The 22,592-nt window shown below is 72.8% G+C and carries 15 protein-coding genes and 2 pseudogenes; 14 read left to right on the top strand and 3 right to left on the bottom strand.

All coding sequences use genetic code 11. From position 1 onward, the window contains the following. The first annotated feature begins 235 nt into the window (after positions 1–235). From ACZ60T_RS33575 to ACZ60T_RS33560, 4 genes are read left to right on the top strand one after another with little or no spacing between them, the layout of a single operon-like run. Positions 236–3,586 (top strand): ATP-grasp domain-containing protein, encoded by a 3,351-nt coding sequence (locus ACZ60T_RS33575; RefSeq protein ID WP_469669415.1) that lies wholly within the window; start codon positions 236–238, stop codon positions 3,584–3,586. After that, positions 3,583–4,191: an NADPH-dependent FMN reductase gene (locus tag ACZ60T_RS33570; RefSeq protein ID WP_469669414.1), complete on the top strand. Its 609-nt coding sequence runs from the start codon at positions 3,583–3,585 to the stop codon at positions 4,189–4,191. Before ACZ60T_RS33575 ends, ACZ60T_RS33570 begins: the two co-directional genes overlap by 4 nt. Before the next feature lie 14 nt (positions 4,192–4,205). Further along, positions 4,206–5,501, top strand: coding sequence for an ATP-grasp domain-containing protein (locus tag ACZ60T_RS33565; RefSeq protein WP_469669413.1), 1,296 nt, complete (start codon positions 4,206–4,208; stop codon positions 5,499–5,501). Then, positions 5,494–6,756, top strand: a complete 1,263-nt coding sequence (locus ACZ60T_RS33560) for an MFS transporter (protein ID WP_469669412.1) — start codon at positions 5,494–5,496, stop codon at positions 6,754–6,756. Before ACZ60T_RS33565 ends, ACZ60T_RS33560 begins: the two co-directional genes overlap by 8 nt. 162 nt (positions 6,757–6,918) lie before the next feature. Here the strand turns inward: ACZ60T_RS33560 and ACZ60T_RS33555 are convergent, their stop codons facing one another. Continuing rightward, a complete protein-coding gene (locus ACZ60T_RS33555; RefSeq protein WP_469669411.1) occupies positions 6,919–7,557 on the bottom strand; it encodes a mycothiol-dependent nitroreductase Rv2466c family protein in 639 nt (212 codons plus the stop codon). Between the two features lie 177 nt (positions 7,558–7,734). Next, a complete protein-coding gene (locus tag ACZ60T_RS33550; protein ID WP_469669410.1) occupies positions 7,735–8,187 on the bottom strand; it encodes a GNAT family N-acetyltransferase in 453 nt (150 codons plus the stop codon). A 132-nt stretch (positions 8,188–8,319) separates the two neighbouring features. Here ACZ60T_RS33550 and ACZ60T_RS33545 point away from each other — a divergent pair. From ACZ60T_RS33545 to ACZ60T_RS33500, 10 genes and pseudogenes are all read left to right on the top strand, one after another. Beyond that, positions 8,320–8,652, top strand: a pseudogene (locus ACZ60T_RS33545) (alcohol dehydrogenase catalytic domain-containing protein); the annotation flags it as partial. A gap of 90 nt (positions 8,653–8,742) precedes the next feature. Then, positions 8,743–9,297, top strand: a pseudogene (locus tag ACZ60T_RS33540) (zinc-binding dehydrogenase); the annotation flags it as partial. A gap of 221 nt (positions 9,298–9,518) precedes the next feature. Next, complete coding sequence (locus ACZ60T_RS33535) at positions 9,519–10,082, top strand: SRPBCC family protein (RefSeq protein ID WP_469669409.1); 564 nt, start codon at positions 9,519–9,521, stop codon at positions 10,080–10,082. Between the two features lie 128 nt (positions 10,083–10,210). Further along, the gene (locus ACZ60T_RS33530; RefSeq protein ID WP_469669408.1) at positions 10,211–11,779 is read left to right on the top strand and encodes a class I adenylate-forming enzyme family protein; all 1,569 of its coding nucleotides are present in this window, start codon (positions 10,211–10,213) and stop codon (positions 11,777–11,779) included. An 86-nt stretch (positions 11,780–11,865) separates the two neighbouring features. Further along, on the top strand, positions 11,866–13,842 hold the full coding sequence (locus ACZ60T_RS33525) for an FAD/NAD(P)-binding protein (RefSeq protein ID WP_365634831.1): 1,977 nt from the start codon (positions 11,866–11,868) through the stop codon (positions 13,840–13,842). After that, positions 13,839–15,239, top strand: coding sequence for a nitrosuccinate lyase (locus ACZ60T_RS33520; protein WP_469669407.1), 1,401 nt, complete (start codon positions 13,839–13,841; stop codon positions 15,237–15,239). The genes ACZ60T_RS33525 and ACZ60T_RS33520 overlap by 4 nt, the downstream gene beginning before the upstream one ends. A 100-nt stretch (positions 15,240–15,339) precedes the next feature. Continuing rightward, a complete protein-coding gene (locus ACZ60T_RS33515; RefSeq protein WP_365634837.1) occupies positions 15,340–16,728 on the top strand; it encodes a nitrate/nitrite transporter in 1,389 nt (462 codons plus the stop codon). After that, positions 16,718–18,901, top strand: coding sequence for a molybdopterin oxidoreductase family protein (locus tag ACZ60T_RS33510; protein WP_469669406.1), 2,184 nt, complete (start codon positions 16,718–16,720; stop codon positions 18,899–18,901). Before ACZ60T_RS33515 ends, ACZ60T_RS33510 begins: the two co-directional genes overlap by 11 nt. Next, positions 18,898–20,295 (top strand): FAD-dependent oxidoreductase, encoded by a 1,398-nt coding sequence (locus ACZ60T_RS33505; protein WP_469669405.1) that lies wholly within the window; start codon positions 18,898–18,900, stop codon positions 20,293–20,295. Before ACZ60T_RS33510 ends, ACZ60T_RS33505 begins: the two co-directional genes overlap by 4 nt. Next, on the top strand, positions 20,292–21,506 hold the full coding sequence (locus ACZ60T_RS33500; protein ID WP_469669404.1) for an FAD-dependent oxidoreductase: 1,215 nt from the start codon (positions 20,292–20,294) through the stop codon (positions 21,504–21,506). The genes ACZ60T_RS33505 and ACZ60T_RS33500 overlap by 4 nt, the downstream gene beginning before the upstream one ends. 321 nt (positions 21,507–21,827) lie before the next feature. Here ACZ60T_RS33500 and ACZ60T_RS33495 read toward each other — a convergent pair whose 3' ends face one another. Beyond that, complete coding sequence (locus ACZ60T_RS33495) at positions 21,828–22,412, bottom strand: NADPH-dependent FMN reductase (protein ID WP_365634846.1); 585 nt, start codon at positions 22,410–22,412, stop codon at positions 21,828–21,830. Positions 22,413–22,592: the final 180 nt, after the last annotated feature.

Genomic DNA, 22,592 nt, shown 5'->3' with positions numbered 1-22,592 from the left:
GAATTCTGTGGCAGCGCTGAAATTAGGCGGATGCCATGACGAACGGCGAGTCACCGAAGGGAAATGTGGCAACTTCCGGTATTCGACGCCCTGTTGTTGACAGGTCCGGCGGGCCGGGTGCGAACAGGGTGCGTGCGCCCGCTACTTGACTCATTACCAGCGGCTTCCTTGAGGAACCGGGCGCTCCGGGCGGAGGCTGGTACGGAATTCAGGACCGGCCAGGGAGATGAGCGGCATGCACATAGTTCTGGTGGAGACGACGTTGGTCCGCGGATTCGACATGGTCGCGGAGATGGCGGACTCCGGAATCGAGGTCAGTTTCGTCACCGGCGATCTCGACGCCTATCAGGGAATGCAGGGCTTCGAACTGTCCTCGCGTGCCGCACGCATCGTGGAGGTGCCCTCCCTGGCCGCCGGGAACCTCGCCGAGCGGCTGCGCGGGCGGCTGGGCCCCACCCCGCCCGACGGTGTGATCGGGCGCGACGAGGTGTATCCGTTCGCCGTGGCCGAACTCGCGCGGGATCTCGGCGTGCCGCACGAGTCGGTGGCGGCGGCCCGGATCCTCGGCGACAAGGCCGCCGTCCGCGCACGCCTGGCCGAACACGGCGTCGGCACGCTGCGCTGGCGCGTCGCCACCACCGAGACGGAGGGGCTGGCCGCGGTCGACGCGATAGGGCTGCCGGTCGTCGTGAAGCCCACCGCGGGCGGCTGGTCCCTGGGTGTGACCATCGCCTGGACCCGGGCGGAGGCGGCCCGTGCGCTGGCCGAGGTGCTCGGTGCGCCGCCGGGCCGCGACGGCGCACCGCCGAAGGCGCTGGTCGAGGAGTACGCGGTCGGCCGGCACGTCAGCGCGGAACTGCTGGTGCAGGGCGAGCGCGTGGTGCTGCTCGGGTTCGCCGCACGGCTGCCCGCACCGCCCGGCCAGGCGGCCGAACTCGGCGGCCACTTCCCGGCGCGCATCGAACAGGAGGCCGCCGCACGGGACTTCGTCCTCGACGTGATCCGCGCGCTGGGCCTGCGCGCGTCCGCCGTCCACGCCGAGCTGCTGCTCACCCCCACCGGACCCGAACTGATCGAGATCAACGGCCGGATCGCCGGACATGTGGTGGCACGCCAGATGTCGCTCGCGCTGGGCCGCTCCCTCACCCACGACCTGGTGGCCCTCGCGGTCGGCGAGCCGGTACGGGAGGCCGCGCCGCCCGAGTCGGTCATCGCGCTGCACCAGCTCTACAGCACGGTGGACGCGGAGGTCGGCGCGGCGAAGCCGGTGGAGGTGCTCTCGCCCGAGGTGATCGAGTCGCAGGTCACCGTGGGCCCAGGCGACCGCGTACGGGCGCTGCGCACCAACCGCGACCGCATCGGCTACGTCCTGGCCCGCGGCCCCGGCGACGAGGAGGCCGCGCACACCGCCGAAGCGGCGGCCCGGCGGATCCTCACCTCACTGGAACTGACGCCCCTCGACACCGTGTTGGAGGCGGAACCACCCGGTGGCGAGCACCTGCTCCTGCTGCTGGGCGCGGACGATCCCGTCGAGCGGATCCTGACGGCCGTCGGCGCGGTGACCACCCGCGTGAGCGTCGTGTGGACCTCGGGCCCGGAGGGCGAGCGGGAGGCGCGGGCGCTGTGGAGCCTGCACTGCCGAGGGCAGTGGCACGGCGCGTCGACCGGGCCGGGCATCCGGGCTGCCGCGCGGACGGTGCACGCCGCCGAGCCGGTACGGGCCCTGCTGACGTTCTCCCCGGCCCCCGCCGCACGGCAGTTGCGCGACGGCGCCCCGCCCACGGACCCCACCGCCTGCCCGCCGCCCGGACACACGGTCGTGGTGGCCGCCCACCGCGGCGCGGTACGGGCGCTCGCCGTCCTCGACGAGGAACCCGGCACCCGGCTGTGCCCCTCCGGCCTGGACGCGCGGCGGACCGACGAACTCACCGCACGCGCTGTGCACGCCGTACGCGAGGCAGCGCTCGAGGGCATCGTGCGCTGCGTGTTCCCCGCCGCCGATCCGAGCACCCCCGAACTGCTGCCCGGCCTGGACGCGTCGACCATCGACCTCTACGACGCCGCGCACACCCGGAGTCTGGTCACCGCCGCGGCCGAGGTCGCGCTCGGGCGGGCGCCGCGCGGCGCTGCTCGCGGCGCGGTCGCCGTGCAGCGCGCCGTGCCCGCACCGGACGGCCGAAGCCGGGTGGTGGAGGCCCCCACCGCCGCCGAACTGAGCGCGCGGCGGGGGGTGTTCAGGGCGCAGGTGTTCACCGGAGCCGGTGAAGTGCTCGACGGGGGCACCGTCTGGCTGCGGCACACCGTGGTCGCGGCCGACCGGCGGCGGGCCCGTGCCGCGGCGGAGCGGCTCGAACGCTCCCTCGTGCTGCGCACCGCCGCGCAGGACCGCACCCATGTCCTGCTCGTGGACCGGCTCGGCGCGCCCGCCTGGACCCTCGCGGACGGCACCGCGCCCGTCCTGCCCGCCGACCGGTTCCGGCTGAGCGTGCTCACATCGGGCGCCGAGGCCGGGCCCGCCGATCTCGTCGTCCGCACCGACCCCTTCGACGACTTCGCGCTGGGCCACCTCGCGCGGGCCGTGCACGCGGCGCACCCGGTGCACCGGGTGGCCGCCCTGTCGGAGCGGCTGCTCGAACCCGCCGCGCGGCTGCGGCGGTTGCTGGGTGTGCCGGGCGAACGGCCGGAGGAGGCACGGCGCTTCGTGGACAAGGCCGTCATGAAGCGCATCTCCCGCCGCCACGGCGTCCGTTGCGCCGACGGGCTGCTCGCGCACAGCCCGCAGGAGGTGACGGCGCTGTTCGACCGCCACGGCAGGATCGTCCTCAAGCCGCGGGCCGCGTCCGGTTCCCAGGGCGTGGTGGTGCTCTCGAGCCGCCCGGCTCTGGAGCGGTGGCTGCGCGAGGAGTTCACCCCGGGCACGCATCTGTGCGAGGAGTTCGTCGACGCCCCGATGTGCCATATCGACGCGGTCGTACGCGACGGCGAGCCGCTGTGGAACGTCTCCGTCTACACGCGCGACACCATGGCCCTGCGGCACGGCCGCCCGCTGTCGTCGGCGACGGTCGCGGACCCGGCGGTGCGCGCGGCGGCCGGACGGCTGCTCGCGCAGGTCGTGGACGCCTGGCGGATCCGCGACAGTGTGCTGCACCTGGAGGCGTTCGTCACCGACGAGCATCTGACGTTCTGCGAGGTGGCCGCCCGGCCCGGCGGTGCCGGTGTCGTCCAGGCGTTCCTCGCCACCCATGGCGTCGACCTGCGCCACGCCAAGATCCTCGCCGACGCGGGCGAGGACCCGCTCACCGGGCGCCGCGCGCCGGTCGCCGCGTACGCCGGGTGGACCGAGACCTACAGCGGCGCCGGACGGCTGCTGGAGTACGACGACTCGACGGTGGCGCCGCTGGCCCATGTCCGCTCCGTGCGGGCACGCGTCGGCGACATCATCCCCGCGTCGACGTTCTCCGGCACCGGGATCAGCACCCATGTCTTCGTCCACGACACCCACACCGGAGTGGCGCGGCTGCTGGCCCGTGCCGAGCGCGAAGTGCGTGTGGTGACGGGCCCGGTGGACGAGGAGGCGGCGCGATGATCCTCGGCTTCCTGGGCAGCGCCTCCAAGGACTCGGTGACCCGCGAGATGCTGCTGCGCGCCGGCACCCGCATCGAGGAGGCCGGTGTCGCCTTCGAACTGGTCGACCTGGCCGTGGAGTTCCCGCGCGCCCACGCCCTGGAGGACTACGACCGTCCGCCGCCCGGCAGCCAGACCGCGCTGCTGCGCGCCCGTGTCGCCGCGGCCGACGGCGCGTTGCTGGCCACACCCGTCTACCACGGTTCGTACAGCGCCCTGTTGAAGAACGCGCTGGACCATCTCAAGGGCGACGCGCTGGCCGGGCGTCCGGCCGGACTCATCGCCGCGGGTGGCGGTCCGCGCGGCGCCGGTACGGCCTGCGATCAACTGCGCACCGTCGTACGGGCGTTGGGTGGCTGGGCGACACCCACCCATGTGGCCACCACCGCCGCCGACCTGACACCGGGCGCGCCGCGGGACTTCCTCGACAAGCGGCTCGACGACCTCGTCACCGAACTGCTGTCGTTCCGTCCCCCGGTGCGCACAGCGCCCCGTGCGCCGTCCCGCACCCTGCTGCGCACGCCGCCCCGCGCACTGTCCAACTCTTCCTCATCCGCCCCTCGTTGAAAGGCCTCACCGTCATGGGCTCCCCTCACCTTCTGCTCCTCGCCGGGATCGGCGGCCACGCCCCCGAAGAGGCCCTCGACTCGCTGTCCTCGGTCACCGACACCATCAGCGTCGTGTACGTGACGGCCTGGCGCCCGTCCGCGCCGGTACGCGCGGGCTGGGAACGGCGCGGTCTGCGCGGCGAGTTCCTGGACGCCGCCGACCTGGAGGAGGCGGTCGAGGCCGCCGTCGCCCTGGACGGCCGCCACCCGCTGGACGGCGTCGTGACCTACTCCGAGCTGCTGCTGCGCCCCCAGGCCGAGATCGCCGAGCGGCTGGGGCTGCCGGGCAACCGGCCCGACGCGGTGGCCGTCGCCCAGTCCAAGGCGCGCCAGCGCCTCGTTTTCGCCGAGCGCGGGGTGCCGTCGCCCGGCTTCGAGGTGATCATCGACGAGCGGGATCTTGCGGCGGCGGCGGCCCGGGTCGGGCTGCCCGGGGTGTTCAAGCCCTCGCTGGGCGCGGGCAGTCAGAGCGTCCGGCTCGTGTCCACGTACGCGGAGCTGATCCACGCCTTCGCCGCCGCCCGCGCCGAGAAGACCGCCTTCCTCCAGTCCGACGAGGCGTATCTGCTGGAGGAGCGGATGGCGCTGGAGGAGGACGGCGACGCGGGCTACGCGGCGTACTGCAGCGTGGAGTCGCTGCTGGCCGCGGGCACCGCCCACCATCTGGCGGTCACCGACCGGCTGCCTCTGGAGCACGGGTACGCCGAGGAGGGCTGTGTGCTGCCGTCCCGGCTGGACGCGGCGACCACCGCGGCCGTCGTCGACGTCGCCGACCAGGCGATCAGGGCGGTCGGGCTGACCTGCGGCGCGGTGCACACCGAGGTCGCCCTGACCGTGGACGGCCCCAAGGTCATCGAGGTCAACGCGCGCGCCGGGGGCCCGCTGCCCGCCATGTTCAAGGTGGCCGCCGGGTACGACTACGCGGCCGAGATCGGCCGCAGCTCCCTCGGGCTGCCGCCGGCCGGGCTGCCGGAGTTCACCCGGGCGGCGCTGCTGCGGTTCCTGCCGATCCCGGCCGGGTCCTGGCGGGTGGCCGCGCAGACGCCCGCCGAGGAGGTGCTGCGCGCCTTCCCCGAACTCGTCTATCTCTCTCCGCGCTTCCTGCCGGGCCAGCAGGCGAACAGGCAGCGTACCCTGCATCTGGCCAGCTTCCTGGTGGACGCCCCCGACGTGCCCACGGCCCGTGTCCTCACCTCCCAGGTGGAGCGCGCTCTGGGCATCCGACTGGTGCCGGGGTTCGACGCCACGGCGGGAGCGGACCGTGACTGACGGGGCCGCGCCGGAACGGGCCCCACGACCGGCGCCGGTACAGGCGGCACGACCGGCGCCGGTCCGCGGGTTCTACGCCGTCGGGCTGTGCGACGCCATCGGCCTCGGCATGTATCTGTCGCTCTCGGTGCTGTTCCTCGACCGGGCGGCTGACCTGACGAACCATCAGATCGGTCTGGTGCTCGGCGCGTCGGGTGTGGCCTCCCTGGTGGGCGCGATGCCGATCGCCCGTGCCGCCGAACGGTTCGGTATCCGGGCCGTGTTGTGTGTCCTGTTCCTCGTCCGCTGCGGCGCCTTCCTCGCGTTGGCGGCGGTCGCCACCTTCACCGAGGCGCTGTGCGCGGCGGCGGTGGCGGGGCTGCTCAGCCGCGGCATCGGGCCGCTGATCGAGTCCGGGCTGATCAACCGGGTCCGCGACGCCCAGGCCGTGGGCGCGCTGGCCCGGGTACGGACCCTGCGCAACGTCGGGCTCGCGGCCGGGGCGCTGCCCTCGGGTGCCGCCATCGCCGTCGACGAGCCGTGGGCGTACCGGGCGGTGCTGCTGGCCTCGGCCGTGCTGTTCCTGGGCTGCGCGGCGATCTGCCGCGGCTTCCCGGACACGGCCGCGTCGGCGTCCGCCCGGCCGGGCGGACGGGCGAGGATCCTGCGCAACCGGGCCTTCCTGAGCATCACCGCGCTGTACGGGGCGCTCACCCTGTCGGCGCTGCTGCTCGGCATCGGGATGCCCCTGTGGATCGTGCAGCGCACGCAAGCCCCTTCCTGGAGTGTGACGTTGATCCAACTGCTGAACACGGCCCTGGTGGTGCTGCTCCAGGTACGGCTCAGCAAGGGTTCCGAACGGCTCACGCGCGCACGGGCGTTGATGTGCGGCGGCGGGCTGCTGGCCGGATTCGGCGCGCTGACGGCCCCGTTGACCGGGCTGGGCGGCGGGCGTCTCGACCTCGCGGTCGTGGTCGTGGCCGCGGTGCTGCTGTCGCTGGGCGAGGTACTGATCACGGTGGGGACGACGGGGGCGGCGCTGCTGCACATCCCCGAGGGGCAGAAGACCAGCCATCTCGCCGCGCTCAACCTGGGCTTCGCGGTGACGACGATCGTCGGTCCGCCTCTGATCAGCACCAGCGTCGGCTGGGACTGGGCGGGTTGGGCCGGTTGGGCGGCGTTCTTCACGGTACTGGGGCTGCTTGCCCTGCGCGTCCCCGGACCGTCGGCGGCCATGACGTCCGCGCGACTGCCCGCGGCGACCGCGACCGCCTGACGACGTCACCGCCGCACCGGTGGCCGGGGCACACCCCGGCCGCCCCGCAGACACGGCCCGCGCCGCCCCTACGGGGTCGGGTGGCGCGGGCCGTTCACCATGCCGGGCGACACCGGCCGTTCGGCCACGCTGGCGTCAACCGGCTGTTCGGCACCGCGGGCGTCAGTCGAAGACCGGGCCCTGGGTGCGGCTGCGTTTGAGTTCGTAGAAGCCGGGTGTGGCGGCCAGCAGCACCAGGCCGTCCCACAGCCGCAGCGCCTCCTGACCGCGTGGGGTGGGGGTGAGGACCGGGCCGAAGAAGGCCGTACTCGTGCCGTCGGGGCCCGGCAGGGAGATCACCGGGGTGCCGACCTCCTGGCCGACCCGGTCGATGCCCTCCTGGTGGCAGGCGCGCAACTCGCGGTCGTACGTGTCCAGTTCGGCGTACTGGATCAGATCCGGCGAGAGTCCGGCCTCCTCGAGAGCCTCGGTGATCGCCGCGCGGCTCGGGCCGGTGCCCTGCCGGTGGATGCGTTCACCGAGAGCGGTGTAGAGCCGGCCGGTGACCTCCGGACCGTACTTCTGCTGGGCGGCGATCACCACCCGTACCGGCGCCCAGCCCTCGGTGAGCAGCCGCTGATAGCGCTCGGGCAGGTCCTCACGGCCCTCGTTCAGGACGGCCAGGCTCATGATGTGCCAGCGGATGTCGAGGGCGCGCCGTTCGGCGACGTCCAGCAGCCAGCGGGACGTCATCCACGCCCAGGGGCACACCGGGTCGAACCAGAAGTCGACGGGGACGGGCTCAGTCGCGGGCACGGTCAAGGCCTCCTTCGTTCGCGGGCACGGTCAATGGCCTCCTTCGTTCCCGTCGGCGGCGGGCCGCCACCGACTCGTACGGCGTGTGCACACCGTCGGCGCGGCCGGTCAAGGAGCGGCCAAGAGCCTGCCAATGCCGAGGAGGGGCGCTGATGCCGGTCAGTCCGCCAACCCGTCAGTCCGTCAGTCCGCGCCGACCTCCAGCGCGAAGTGCAGGGCCGAGATGGTCATGCGCCGGGCGTGGTAGAAGCGGTGGGCGGACTGGTTGGTGACGCCGGAGTCGAGTTCGACGCGGTCGCAGTGCGCGGCGCGGGCCCGTGCGGTGAGATGCCGCAGCAGCTCGGCGCCGATCCCGGCGGAGCGGCGGGCGGGGTCGGTGACCAGGTCGTCGACGAAGAGCACCCGGCCGCGGCTGGTGGCGAGCACGCGGTGCGTGGCCACGCCCGCACAGTGGCCGTGGGGGTCGTAGGCGGCGGTGAACACCAGCCCCTGCCGGTGGGCCTCGGCCGCGAACCGGTCGAAGTCGGCGTCGGTGAGCGCGGGACGCAGGACGCGGACGAGCGGTCGTATGTCCGTGGTCATCCGTCGGTCGTCGGGCGGTACGTCGGTCATGGTGAGGGTCGTCGTGGGATTCATGGGGGAGAGGGTAGGAGCACGGGGCGCCCGCCGGAGGGGAGTTGACGCACCCGGGTGCGACCTGACGGAGCGTGGCCCGCGATCGGCGCGCACACTGCTGCCTACCGCCGCGGAGGTGCAGACTCGACGACCATGCGTGCCGCTTACATCACTCAGCTCGGCTCCCCGGACGTCATCCGCTACGGCGAGCTTCCGCCGCCCGTGGCAGGACCGCACGATGTGCTGGTCGACGTCGAGGTGAGCGCCGTCAACCATGTGGACACCTTCGTCCGTTCCGGGGCCTGGCGTACCCCCGTCGAGTTCCCCTTCGTCATCGGTCGCGATCTGGTCGGCACGGTGGTCCGGGCCGGTCCCGGCGCCCCCGGCTTCCAGGTGGGCGACCGGGTCTGGTGCAACAGCCTGGGCCATGACGGCCGTCAGGGCGCCGCCGCCGAGCAGGCCGTGGTGCCCGTGGACCGCCTCTACCACCTGCCCGACGGCGTGGCCGCCGTGGACGCGGTGGCCCTCGCCCACCCGGCCGCGACCGCACACCTCGCGCTGTTCACGCACGGCGGGCTGCGGCCGGGCGAGACCGTCGCCGTGCTCGGCGCCGGCGGCAACGTCGGCAGCGCGCTGGTGGTGATGGCGGTCCGGGCCGGGGCGCGGGTCATCGCCGTCGCCTCCGGTCGCGACGCGGAGTACGTACGGTCGCTGGGCGCCCACGAGGTCATCGACTACCGCTCCCCCGACGTGGCCGGGCGGATCCGGGCCGCCGCCCCGCGCGGTGTGGACGTCCACGTCGACACCTCCGGCCGCAATGACCTGGACACGGCCGTGGACCTGCTCGCGAGCCGGGGCCGCGTCGTGCTGATGGCGGGCCTGCGCACCCGCCCCGTACTGCCCGTCGGGCCGCTGTATCTGATGGACCGCTCCGTGCACGGCTTCGCCATCTCGCACGCCGACACCGCCCAACTCGCCGACGCGGCCCGCGGGATCAACGATCTGCTGGCGCAGGGCCTGCTGCGTCCGCGCGCCACCGAGGTGCTCCCGCTGAGCGAGGCCGAGCAGGCGCACCGCCGACTGGACGAGGGGAAGGTGCACGGCAAGCTGGTGCTGCGGGTACGCGACTGACCGGTCCGTCCGTACCGGATTCCCCAGGGCGCCGCGGGTCCGGCCCGCGGCGCCTTCGCACACCCGCGCCCCGGCCCCCTCCCGCAATTCCCCACCCCCATTCATCGACTTTGCTTGTCGACTATGTCCACCGATTCCGCACAGCTGTCCTGAATTGAAACTTGACGGACCCCGAACGGCTTGATTGCTCGCCTTCCTGAGCCATCGGCACGCTTACCGGCATGACAGCCACGACGGAAACCATCATCAACAATTCACCGCTCTTCGAACTCGACGCCCGTATTCGTGTTTCCGCGACACCCGCACAGGTCTACTCCGTGGTCAGCGATCTGACCCGCAGCAAGGAGTGGAGCCCGGAGTGCCAGGGCGGCGAGTGGACCGAGGGCGCGCCCTCGGCGGTCGGCTCGGTCTTCCGCGGCGAGAACCTGCGCAGCGAGGACGTGGTCGGCTGGGCCCCGCTGGTGCGCGGCACCTGGTACACCGAGGCCCGTGTGGTCGCCGCCGAGCCCGGCCGCACCTTCCGCTGGATGATGCTCACCCACGCCCATGAGGACCAGGAGTCCATCTGGGGCTTCGACGTCGAGGACGCCGGCGACGGCGCCTGCTGGCTCGTGCACCACTTCCGGATGGGCAAGGCCACCGCCGGTATCCACAAGATCGTCGCCGATCTCGACGAGGACGGCCGCGAGCGGTTCGTCACCGAGTGGACGGAGAAGCTCGAGCGGGATCTCGACGACACCCTGGCCCGTATCAAGGTCGTCGTCGAGAACGACGCGAAGATCTGAGATCGACGAGCTGATCCGAGACAGACGCGAAGATCTGGGATCGAAACGAAGATCCGAGACCGACGGCAATTCAGCGTCACCGCAGGCCCTCTTCATGAATCCGCAGCCATGGACGAGAGATCGGTTATATGTTTCTTCAGCGAATAGGAAGCAAGGGAATACGACTCGGCACGCTGTTCGACCGGGCAGCGGCCCGACATCCGGCGAATTTCGTGATCCTCGATCACGACCTGGACATCGCCCCCGGGCTCGGCCGCCGTATGACCCTGACCGAACTGGCCGACCTGGTGGACGACTTCGCCTCCCGACTGTGGTCGGTCAAGGTGCGTCCCGGGGACCATGTCGTCGTACACAAGAGCGACGGCTTCGACATCTCCCTCCTCGCCTGTGCCATCGCCCGCACCGGCGCCATCCCGGTTCTGCTGTCCCCCAAGCTGGACGGCGCGACGGTCGCCGAACTGCTGCGCCGGGTCGGACGGCCGTTCCTCGTCACCGACCAGGACAAGCTCGAACACCACCTGCCCGCCGAGGTCTTCGAGCTGTCCCGCACCGTGCTGCTGGCCCGCGGCGAGTACGCGGGAGCCACCTCGTTCGCCGCGCTGGCCGGTGTCGAGCGGGTGCCCGCGGTCGCCATGCCCATCGACCACCCCACCCTGATCACCCACACCTCCGGAACCACCGGCACCCCGAAGCTGGCCGTGCACACCGGCATGAGCTTCCAGGCCCGTTACCGCCCGCAGGCCACCGTCGTGGCCACCGCCGTGCGACGCAGTGAACCCATCGCGGTCCATGTGTCGTTCGTGCACTCACGGATGTTCACGGCCATGCCCATCTCGATCCTCCAGGGGCACCCGCTGATCATCCTCAGGGACGACGACCCGAAGACGGTGGGCGAGCTGTTCGCCCAGACCCCGCCCGGCTTCATCGAGGCCCACCCCAACACGTTCCTGCGCTGGGAGGAGCTGGCCGACGATCCGCGCGGGCCGCTGGCCAACGTCAAGTACTTCTCCAGCACCTTCGACGCCATCCACCCGCGTACCGTCAACACGCTGCTCAAGGCGTCCCGTCGCAAGGGGCGGCGCTTCGCCCAGGCGTACGGGCAGAGCGAGGTCGGCCCGATCGCCGCGCGCACGTACTCGCTCAAGGACGGGGCCGACTTCAACGGCCGCTGCGTCGGCATGCCGTTCCCGGGCATGACCGGGGTACGCGTGGTCAGCCGCAACGGCGCGCCCGTCACCAAGGAGAACCCCGGCTTCATCGAGGTCAGGAGCGACGGCCGGATCGTCACCTACCTCGGTGAGCACCAGCGCTGGCAGAAGCAGGTCAGCGACGGCTGGTGGCGCATGGGTGACCTCGGCTACCGCACCAAGCTGGGCTGTCTGCACCTGCTGGACCGCGAGGTCGACGAGATCCCCGGTGTGCAGTCGACGCTGGAGATCGAGGACAAGCTGTTCACCCGGCTGCCCGAGCTGGTCGAGGTCATCATCATCCCCGGCCCGGACGGCCGTGCCGTACCGGTGGTGTGCACCCGCGACGACACACCCCTGGACGACCTGTCCTGGAAGACGGCGGTGGTCGACCTGCCCGCCCTCGCCGATCCGGTCCAGTGGCGTCTCGAGGACCTCCCGCAGACCGCCACCACCAAGATCAAGCGCCTGGAACTGGCCCGCCTGCTGGCGGCCGGTGCCGACAAGTAGCCCGCTCACCCCCGCTCCCTGCGGAACCGGCGGCCGACTCTCCTGACCGGCCGCCGGTCACCCTCTTCCCAGAACGGAGAATTGGCATGCACAGCACCCTCGAGGTCTGCATCATCGGTGCCGGCCCCCGCGGGCTGTCGGTACTGGAACGGCTGCTGGCCAACGAGCGCCGTACCCGCGCACACGGCGCCGTCACCGTCCACGTCGTCGACCCCTCGGCGCCCGGCGCCGGCACCGTGTGGCGCACCGCGCAGTCCCAGCACCTGCTGATGAACACCGTCGCCTCGCAGATCACCGTCTTCACCGACGACAGCGCGCAGATCGACGGGCCCATCGAGCCGGGCCCCAGCCTGTACGAGTGGGCCAAGAGCCTCGCGCTGCTCGCGGACCCCGCCGACCACGACCCGGCCGTGCTCGCCGAGGCCGAACGGCTCGGCCCGGACTCGTATCCCACGCGCGCGTTCTACGGCCACTACCTTCAGGACTGCTTCCAGCGCATCGTCGACCGCGCGCCCGACCACGTCGAGGTCAGGGTGCACCGCTCGCGTGCCGTGGCCGCGGCCGACACCCATGGCGTGCCCGGCGGCCCGCAGGGCATCCGGCTGGAGAACGGCACCCGGCTCAACGAGCTGGACGCCATCGTGATGGCGCAGGGGCACGTCCCGGCCCGGCTGTCCGCGCGCGAGGCGCGCACCGCGAGCCTGTCCCGTATCCACCACCTCACCTACATCACCCCGGCCAACCCGGCCGACCTGGACCTCAGCGGTATCGCGCCGGGGCAGAACGTGCTGCTGCGCGGGCTCGGCCTCAACTTCTTCGACCACATGGCCCTGTTCACCCTGGGCCGCGGCGGGCGGTTCGAGCGCGTGGACGGCCGGCTCGTCTACCGTCGCTCGGGCCAGGAGCCGAACCTGTACGCCTTCTCCCGGCGCGGTGTTCCCTACCACGCGCGCGGCGAGAACGAGAAGGGCGCCACCGGCCGCTACTTCCCCAAGCTGCTGACCGCCGACTACATCCGGACGCTGCGCGAGAGGTCGGCCGCGGGCGGCTCGCTCAACTTCTCCACGGACCTGTGGCCGCTGATCTCCCGTGAGGTGGAGAGCGTCTACTACGCCACGATGCTGGCCGCCCGCGGCGGCGACGTGCTGCGCGAGGAGTTCACCGAGCGCTACCTGGCGCTGGAGCCGGACGCCGATCCGGCCGCCCTGCTCGACTCCTACGGCATCACGGCCGCCGAGCGCTGGGACTGGGAGCGCCTGTCGCGCCCGTACGGCGAGCGGGTGTTCGCCGACCGCGCGGACTTCACCGGCTGGCTCCTCGCCTATCTGCGGCGCGATGTCGAGGAGTCCCGCCGCGGCAACCTCAGCGGACCGCTGAAGGCGGCCCTGGACGTCCTGCGCGACCTGCGCAACGAGGTGCGGCTCGCGGTCGACCACGGCGGCCTCGACGGCAACTCGCACCGCGACGACCTGGAGGGCTGGTACACCCCGCTCAACGCGTTCCTGTCCATCGGCCCGCCCGCCTCCCGTATCGAGGAGATGGTCGCGCTGATCGAGGCGGGCGTGCTGACGGTGACCGGACCGGGCACCCAGGTCCGGATCGACACCACGGACCGGGAGTACGTCGCGGCGTCGACGGCGGTGCCGGGCGAGCCGGTGCGGGCCACCGTGCTCATCGAGGCCCGGCTGCCCGAGCCGGACCTGCGCCGCACCGACGACCCGCTGCTGCGGCACCTGCTCGACACCGACCAGGCGACGCCGTACCGGATCCGGGGCGCCGACGGCACCGGCTACGAGACCGGCGGGCTCGCGGTGACCGAGCGGCCCTACCGGCTGCTGGACGGCCGGGGCCGTGCCCACCCGCGGCGCTTCGCCTTCGGTGTGCCCACGGAGTCGGTGCACTGGGTGACCGCGGCCGGGATCCGGCCGGGCGTCGACTCGGTGACCCTCGGCGACTCCGACGCGATCGCCCGCTCGGTGCTCGTACTGGGCCCGGTCGCCCATGTGCCGGACGGCGTACGGCCGGTGAACGCCGAGGGCGACCTGTCCGGGGTGATCGTGTGACCGACTCCCCGCACGAGCTCACCGACGCGGGGCTGTTGTCACCGGTCAGGGCGGGGACCGCGGCCGAGGCGGCCACCGGCGACCGGGCGTGGCTCCAGGCCATGCTCGACGCCGAGGCCGCCCTGGCCCGCGCCCAGGCATCGCTCGGCACCCTGCCGAAGGAGGCCGCCGAGGCCATCACGGGCGCGGCCGACGCCGACCGGCTCGACCTGCGCGCGCTGGCCCTGGCCGCCCGCCGGACCGCCAACCCCGTGGTGGGTCTGGTCAAGGCGTTCACCGCCGAGGTGGCGCGGCACGACCCGGTGGCCGCCGAGTACGTCCACCGGGGCTCCACCAGCCAGGACGTCCTGGACACCGGCACCATGCTGGTGGCCTCCCGGGTGCTGCGGATCATCCGCGCCGATCTCACGCGCACCGCGCGCGCCCTCGGCGAACTGGCCGCCCGGCACCGGGACACGCTCGCGGTCGGCCGCACCCTCGCCCTGCACGCCGTCCCGACGACGTTCGGCCTGCGGGCGGCGGGCTGGCGGGCGCTGGTCCTGGACGCGGAGGAACGGCTGGCCCGGGTCCACGAGGGCGGGCTGCCCGTCTCGTTGGGCGGGGCGGCCGGCACGCTCGCCGGATACCTGGAGTACGCGGCCGTCGGCGCCGACGGCCGACGGCCCGAAGCGGGCGCGTATCTGGACCAGTTGGTCGACGCGTACGCCGCCGAGACCGGCCTGGCCCGGCCGGTGCTGCCCTGGCACGCACTGCGCACCCCCATCGCCGACCTCGCGTCCGCGCTGGCCTTCGCCGCCGGGGCGCTCGGCAAGATCGCCGTCGATGTGCAGTCGCTGGCCCGCACCGAGGTCGGCGAGGTCGCCGAGCCGGGCGGGGAGGGCCAGGGCAGTTCCTCGGCCATGCCGCACAAGCGCAACCCGGTCCTGGCGACCCTGCTGCGCAGCGCCGCGCTCCAAGTACCCGCCCTCTCCGCCGCGTTGACGCAGTGCCTGGTCAGCGAGGACGAGCGGTCCGCGGGGGCCTGGCACGCGGAGTGGCAACTGCTGCGCGAGTGTCTGCGGTTGACCGGCGGCGCGGCGCACACCGCGGTGGAGCTGGCCGAGGGCATCGAGGTCCGCGCCGAACGGATGCGTGCCAACGTCGATCTGACGGGCAGTCAAGTCGCCTCGGAGCGGGTGGCGGCACGGCTGGCCCCGGCCCTGGGCAGAACGCGCGCCAAGGCGCTGCTCACCGAGGCCGCGCGCACGGCCGAGACCACCGGGCGCCCCCTGGCCGAGGTGCTCGCGCAACGTCCGGGCCTCCCGGACGAGGTGGCGGGCGACCTGGCCGCACTGTGCGACCCGGCGAACTACACAGGAGCCGCTGCCGCGTTGGTGGACCGTGCGCTGCGGTCCTGACACTCCCCGGTGCGGCCCGCCCGCTGTGGGCGGGCCGCACGGGAGGAACCTTCACGAACCCTGAATGCCGTGACAACGCCTGGAGAGAGCCGAGGAGAAGATGACGACCCGCCAACGAGCCCGTGGACAGTGGATCGAGAACTGGGACCCCGAGGACGAGCGCCAGTGGGAGCGAGGCGGGCGGCGGATCGCCCGGCGCAACCTCGTGCTGTCGGTACTGTCCGAGCACATCGGCTTCTCCGTATGGAGCATGTGGTCGGTCCTCGTGCTGTTCATGTCCCCGAAGATCGGCCTGGGTTTCGCCCCCGACGAGAAGTTCCTGCTGGTCGTCGTCCCCACCGTCGTGGGCTCGCTGCTGCGGCTTCCCTACAGTTGGGCAGTGACCTGGTTCGGAGGCCGTAACTGGACCGTGTTCGCCTCACTGGTGCTGCTGGTACCGACCGCGCTCACCGTGTACTTCGTTCAGCGGCCGGGCACCCCGCTGTGGGTGTTCCTGCTCATCGGCGCCACCGCCGGGTTCGGCGGCGGCAACTTCGCCTCCTCCATGACCAACATCACCGCCTTCTACCCGCAACGGCACCAGGGTTGGGCCCTTGGCCTGAACGCGGGCGGCGGCAACCTCGGCGTCGCCGCGGTGCAGTTGCTCGCTCTGCTGGTGATCTCCGTCGCCGGAGACACCCACCCCGCGTACGTCGCCGCCTGCTACCTGCCGCTGATCGCCCTGGTGTCCCTGCTGGCCGCGCTGCGCATGGACAACGTGACGCTGATCCGCACCGAACCGGGCGCCCAGCGCGAGGCCGCCGCCCGCGCGGACACCTGGTGGATCTCGCTGGTGTACATCGGCACCTTCGGCTCCTTCATCGGCTTCGGCTTCGCCTTCGGCCTGGTGCTGCAGAGCCAGTTCGGCTCCACACCGCTACAGGCCGCCTCGTTCACCTTCCTCGGCCCGCTGCTCGGTTCGGTGGCCCGCCCCCTCGGCGGCCGGATCGCCGACCGGTGGGGCGGCGCCCGCGTGACCCTGTGGTCCCTGGCCGGCATGGCGGCCGGGATCGGCGTCCTCCTGGTGGCCACCCACGCCCACTCGTTCGGGCTGTTCGTCTCCGGGTTCACCGCGCTGTTCGTGATGAGCGGCGTCGGCAACGGCTCCGCGTACAAGATGATCCCGGCCGTGTTCGCCCGGCAGGCGGAGACCGCCATCACCTCCGGACACGACGCCACCGCGGCCTTCGCCCTCGCCCGCCGCCTGTCCGGAGCCGTCATGGGCATCGCCGGTGCGGTGGGCGCGCTCGGCGGCGCCGCCATCAACCTCGCGTTCCGCACCTCCTACGGCCAACTGGGCACCGGGGAACCCGCGTTCTATGCCTTCCTCGGCTACTACGCCCTGTGCGCCGTGGTGATCCGGGCCGTCTACCTGCGCGGCGAACGCGAGGCCCGCGAGGCCCCGTCGATGCCGACCGCCCCGCAAGCCCACGCGTCCCATGTCCGCTGAACCGGGCGCCGTACGGGCGGGGGAAGACACCCGAACCGTACGGGCCGGACACGGCACCCGAGCCGTACAGGCAGGGGAAGGCACCCGCGAGAGCACCACCCACTGCCCGTACTGCGCTCTACAGTGCGCCACCCTCCTGTCGGGCGACCGCGGCGAAGTGGCCGTACGCCCTTCGCCCGACTTCCCGGTCAACCAGGGCGGCCTGTGCCAGAAGGGCTGGACGGCGCCCGCCGTCCTCGGCGCCCCCGACCGGCTGCTCACCCCGCTGGTGCGCGGGCCGGACGGCGAACTCGCCCCGGCCGACTGGGACGACGCGCTCGACCTGATCGCCAACCGCCTGGCGTGGCTCGACTCCCGGCACGGCCCGGACGCGGTCGCGGTGTTCGGCGGCGGCGGACTGACCAACGAGAAGGCGTACGCCCTGGGCAAGTTCGCCCGCGTGGCCCTCGGCACCAGCCAGATCGACTACAACGGCCGGTTCTGCATGTCGTCGGCCGCCGCCGCGGCGAACGAGGCCTTCGGGCTCGATCGCGGACTGCCGTTCCCCGTAACCGACTTGGCCGAGGCCGATGCGATCCTGCTGGCCGGGGCCAACCCGGCCGAGACGATGCCACCGCTCATGCGCCATCTCGCGCGGGCCGACCTCGTCGTCATCGACCCTCGCCGCACCCGCACCGCCGAGCGCGCCGCGCTGCACCTCCAGCCCGCCCCCGGCACCGATCTCGCCCTGGCCCTGGGCCTGTTGCACCTGGCCGTCACCGAGGGACTCGTCGACAAGGAGTACCTCGACGCGCGTACCACCGGCTTCGACGCCGTCTGGCAGCAGTGCGTCGCCTGGTGGCCCGAGCGGGTCGAACAGGTCACCGGGGTACCGGCCCACGACCAGCGGGCCGCGGTGCGGCTGCTCGGCGGCGCCCGTCGGGCGTACGTCCTGACCGGGCGCGGCGCCGAACAGCACAGCAAGGGCGCCGACACGGTGGCCGCGTTCATCAACCTGGCACTGGCGCTGGGCCTGCCCGGCACGCCCGGCAGCGGCTTCGGCACGCTGACCGGACAGGGCAACGGCCAAGGTGGCCGCGAGATGGGTCAGAAGACCGACCAACTGCCCGGCTACCGCTCGCTCACCGACCCCGCGGACCGCGCGCACGTGGCCTCGGTCTGGGGCGTGGACGCGGCATCACTGCCCCAACCTGGTCGCAGCGCCTACGAGTTGCTCGACAGCCTCGGCACACCCACCGGACCGAAGGCGCTGCTGGTGTTCGGCTCGAACCCGGTCGTCTCGGCACCCCGAGCCGCCCACGTCACCGCGCGCCTGAACGCCCTGGACCTGCTGGTGGTCGCCGACTTCGTCCCCTCCGAGACCGCCGCGCTCGCCGATGTCGTCCTGCCCGTGGCCCAATGGGCCGAGGAGAACGGCACGATGACCAACCTGGAAGGCAGGGTGCTGCGCCGCCGGGCACATCTGAGCCCACCGCCCGGGGTGCGCACCGACCTCGAGGTCCTGCACGCGCTCGCCGTACGACTCGGCCAGCCCGCACACCGCTTCCCCACCCGCCCCCGCGACGTCTTCGACGAACTGCGCCGGGCCTCGGCGGGCAGCCGCGCGGACTACTCGGGCATCAGCTACGAGCGTCTCGACGCGGGCGAGGCTCTGCACTGGCCGTGCCCGGCCGAGGGCGCGGGCGACGACGGCCGGGGCGGGCATCCGGGGACACCACGACCGTTCCTCGACCGCTTCGCGCACCCGGACGGACGGGCCCGCTTCGTGGCGGTGGACCACCGTCCCTCCGCCCAGACCCCCGACACCGCGTTCCCGCTGTACGGGACGACCGGCCGGGTGCTGGCCCAGTACCAGTCAGGCGCGCAGACCCGCCGCGTACCCGAACTCACCGCGGCGGCACCGGAGATGATCGTGGAGATCCACCCGGACACGGCCCGGCGCCTCCACCTGGCCGACGGCCGGCTCGCCGAGGTCACCTCGGCCCACGGCACCGTACGGGCGCGCGTGCGCACCACCCGGACGCTGCGCCCCGACACCGTCTTCCTCCCGTTCCACTATCCCGGCGCCGCCCGCGCCAACCTGATCACGGGCGACGCCCTCGACCCGCGCAGCCGTATGCCCGAGTTCAAGGTGAGCGCGGTGCGCATCACCCCGACTGCGGAGGGCCCATGAAGACCGACGTCGTCGTGGTCGGCGGCGGCCCGGCCGCGCACCGGCTGGCCGCACGCCTGGTCCAGTACGGACACCGTGGCACGGTCACCGTGATCGGCGCCGAGGACGACCCGCCCTACAACCGAGCCCTGTTGGGCTCGGTCCTCGACGGCACGCTGAGCCCCGGCCAACTGACACTGCCCGCACTGCCGTCCACCGTACGGCTGTTGACGGGGACCCAAGTGCGTACGATCGACCGCGCACGGCACACGGTGCGCCTCGACGACGGACGCGAACTGGCCTACGACGTCCTCGTCCTGGCCACCGGCGCCCGACCGCGACTGCCGTGGGTGCCGGGCCTGGTGACCGCGCGCGGTCAACTCGCCGACGGCGTACGCACCGTACGCACGACGGCCGACTGCCGCCCCCTTCCGGCCGGACCGGTCACGGTACTCGGAGGTGGCATCCTCGGGGTCGAGTCGGCCCTCCGACTGCGCCGAGCCGGGCACGAGGTGACCCTCGTCCACCGCGAACCCGAGCTGATGGAGCGGTACTTCGACGCGGGGGCGTGCGCCGTACTCGGCGATCTGCTGGCCGAACGCGGGGTCGCTGTCCAACTCGGCAGACGGGCAACCGAGTTCGTGCCGGGCAAGTTGGTCCTGGACGACGGACAGGTGGTGGCGGCGGGCACCCTGCTGCTGTGCACGGGGGTTGAGCCGGAGACCGCGCTGGCCCGTGCCTGCGAACTGGCGGTGCACGACGGGGTGATGGTCGACGACCGGCTGCGCACCAGTGACCCTCACATCCACGCGATCGGCGACTGCGCGGAGCACGCGGGCGTCGTGGGAGCCACGGTGAGCGGGGCGTGGGAACAGGCGGACGCGTTGGCCCGGATCCTCACCGGGACGGGTCGCCGCTTCAGCTCCTCGCCCCAGATCCTGCGCCCGCGCATCGCGGACTTCGACGCGGTGGCCCTGATGCCTGCCTCCGCCAAGGGAATTGAGGAGGTCGAGGAGACGATCTCGCTGAGGGACCGGGCGGGCGGACGGTACGCGTGGCTGGCGCTGCGCGAGGGCCATATCCAGCGCGGTGTCGTCATCGGCCCGGCGGTCGCCGCGGTCGGCTTCCTGCACGAGAGGGGCGCCGTCCTGCCCGAGGACCGGCTCGCCCTGCTGACCGGCTCCGACGGTACGTACGCGGACGACGGCGTCCTGCCCGACGACGCCGTGATCTGCCACTGCAACAACGTCACGCACGCGGCGCTGCGGCAGGCCTGGACCGGCGGCGCGCACGACCCGGCGGCGCTGGCGCGGGCGACAAGGGCGACGACGGGATGCGGAAGCTGCGCGGGCGTCGTACGCGAACTGTGCGCGACGCTCGGCTCCCCGCCGCAGGCACAAGGAGGGGCTTCGTGAGGACACGCACGCTGGTCGTGGCGGGATACGGCATGGCGGGTCACCGCCTGGTCGAGGAGATGCGCACGGGCAACAAGGTTGACGCGGACGGCACTTGGCGCATCGTGGTCCTCGCCGAGGAACCCCGGCCCGCCTACGACCGGGTGGCGCTGTCCTCTCTGCTGTCCGGGGCGAGCGCGCGGGACCTCGCGCTGGCGGGCCCCGAGGTCCTCGGCGACCCGCGCGTGGAGGTGCACCTGCGCTCGCCGGTCACCGGAATCGACCGGGCGGCGGGGACGGTGACGTGCGCGGAGGGGAGGGTCTTCGGCTACGACGCGCTCGTACTGGCCACCGGTTCACGGCCGTTCGTCCCGCCGGTGCCCGGCCGGGAGTTGCCCGGCTGCTTCGTGTACCGGACGGTGGAGGACATCGACGCGATCCGGGCGGCGGCGCGGCCGGGCCGGGACGCGGTGGTGGTCGGGGGCGGCCTGCTGGGCCTGGAAGCGGCAGGCGGGCTCAGGCAGTTGGGCATGCGTCCCCATGTGGTGGAAATGGCGCCCTGGCTGATGGCCCAGCAGATCGACGCCGGGGGTGGACGCGTGCTGGCCGAGGCGATCGCGCGGCTGGGGGTGCGCGTGCACTGCTCCACGGTGCTGCGCGGTATCGAGCCGGATGTCAACGGCCGCGCGGCACGGGTGAGTCTGGACGACGGCACGGTGCTCGACGCCTCGCTCGTCGTCTTCTCCGCGGGGGTACGCCCTCGGGACGAACTCGCCGGTCCGGCCGCTCTCGCACGGGCCGAGCGGGGCGGCTTCCTGGTGGACCGGTGGTGCCGTACCGCGGACGAGCGCGTCTGGGCGATCGGCGAGTGCGCCGCCGTCGAGGGCCGCTGCCACGGGCTGGCCGCCCCCGGCTACCGGATGGCCGAGACCGTGGCCCGGCAACTGCTCGGTACGGAGGGCGACGCGTTCACCGGCGCGGACACCTCCGCCCGACTGAAGCTGCTCGGCGTAGAGGTGGCCGGGTTCGGGGACGCGCACGCCCGTACGGTTGGGGCGATCGAGTACGTACGCGAGGACCGGCGAACGGGCACGTACGCCAAGGTGGTCCTGGACCGTGACGGCCACACTCTGCTCGGCGGGGTACTGGCCGGTGACACCCGCGCCTACCCGGTGCTGCGCGCACTGACCGGCCGCGAGCTGACGGCCTCACCGGACACGCTGCTCACGTGAGCGGAAGCGGAGGCCCGGCCACCCGTCCCTCATCTGCCGGGCCCCGCCTTCGGCGCCCACCCCGGGCACCCGCTCACCCCGCCGGGACCCGCAGGGGGAGGCCGGTACCGGCGGGGGTGTGGCGGGGCAACGGCAGGGGGTTGCGCGGCCCCGCGTCCTTGGGGAGGAGGCACCCGGTCCGCACGGGGGTGGTGCGCGGTGTACGGGTGCCACGAGCGTTCTCGTACGGGGCTGCGCACCTGGGGGTGGTGGGCGCGCTCACCCATGGCCGGGACGGTGGCCCCGACGCGGTGTCACTGAACCTGGCGTGACGTCGGTTGCTCAGTTGTCGTACGGACGGCGAGCCTTGGCCTCCTTGGTGGCGAGCGCCCACCAACTGAGCCTGTCCCAGAGCACCTTGGCGGCGTTCTCGGCGTGGACGGGGTCCATCAGCTTGCCGTCGGCGTCGAACTGTTCCCACGGTCCGTGGAAGCTGACGGTGTCGCGCACAGTGACGGCGTGCAGTTCGTTGAAGATGTGGCGGAGCTGCTGGATGGAGCGCAGACCACCGGCCAGGCCGCCGTACCCGACGAAGCCGACGGGCTTGGCGTGCCACTCGTGCTGGGTCCAGTCGAGGGCCGCCTTCAGGGAGGCGGGGAAGCTGTGGTTGTACTCCGGGGTCACCACGACGAACCCGTCCGCGCGGTGAAGCCGAGACGAGAACGCGCCGAGCAGTTCGGCGACTTCGGGCGTCGGTTCGTCGGTCAGAGCGGTGGGCAGCGGGAAGTCCGCCATGTCCACCAGATCGACCTCGATGTCGTCATGCTGGTCGGCGGTCCCGATGAGCCAGTTGGCGATGGTAGGACCGAACCGGCCCTTGCGCACACTCGACAGGATCACGGCCACGCGGATGCGGTCATTCGACATGTCTGCCCTTTCACGGCTGTCATTCCTCCATTCCAGAAGAACAAACCCGCGCGCCGGTTTTCTACTCGTATCGAAGAACCCGATGAAACACGACCGGCCGACCGCCAGGACGGCCCGACGAGGCACCGTCCCGACAGCCGACCGGCCGACGTTGATCCGTGTCAGTGGTGGGTGGGTTGA

The sequence above is a fragment of the Streptomyces sp. NPDC104371 genome, assembly GCF_055583785.1.
Note: the sequence above shows the minus strand (reverse complement) of the source record. Positions and strands in the feature narration are given on the sequence as shown.

Bases quoted from the DNA above. Each gene is read 5' to 3' on its own strand.
- ACZ60T_RS33495 (WP_365634846.1), bottom strand. From the start codon at position 22,412: ATGTCGAATGACCGCATCCGCGTGGCCGTGATCCTGTCGAGTGTGCGC.
- ACZ60T_RS33535 (WP_469669409.1), top strand. From the start codon at position 9,519: ATGACAGCCACGACGGAAACCATCATCAACAATTCACCGCTCTTCGAA.
- ACZ60T_RS33515 (WP_365634837.1), top strand. From the start codon at position 15,340: ATGACGACCCGCCAACGAGCCCGTGGACAGTGGATCGAGAACTGGGAC.
- ACZ60T_RS33570 (WP_469669414.1), top strand. From the start codon at position 3,583: ATGATCCTCGGCTTCCTGGGCAGCGCCTCCAAGGACTCGGTGACCCGC.
- ACZ60T_RS33530 (WP_469669408.1), top strand. From the start codon at position 10,211: ATGTTTCTTCAGCGAATAGGAAGCAAGGGAATACGACTCGGCACGCTG.
- ACZ60T_RS33565 (WP_469669413.1), top strand. From the start codon at position 4,206: ATGGGCTCCCCTCACCTTCTGCTCCTCGCCGGGATCGGCGGCCACGCC.
- ACZ60T_RS33505 (WP_469669405.1), top strand. From the start codon at position 18,898: ATGAAGACCGACGTCGTCGTGGTCGGCGGCGGCCCGGCCGCGCACCGG.
- ACZ60T_RS33575 (WP_469669415.1), top strand. From the start codon at position 236: ATGCACATAGTTCTGGTGGAGACGACGTTGGTCCGCGGATTCGACATG.
- ACZ60T_RS33510 (WP_469669406.1), top strand. From the start codon at position 16,718: ATGTCCGCTGAACCGGGCGCCGTACGGGCGGGGGAAGACACCCGAACC.
- ACZ60T_RS33525 (WP_365634831.1), top strand. From the start codon at position 11,866: ATGCACAGCACCCTCGAGGTCTGCATCATCGGTGCCGGCCCCCGCGGG.
- ACZ60T_RS33550 (WP_469669410.1), bottom strand. From the start codon at position 8,187: ATGAATCCCACGACGACCCTCACCATGACCGACGTACCGCCCGACGAC.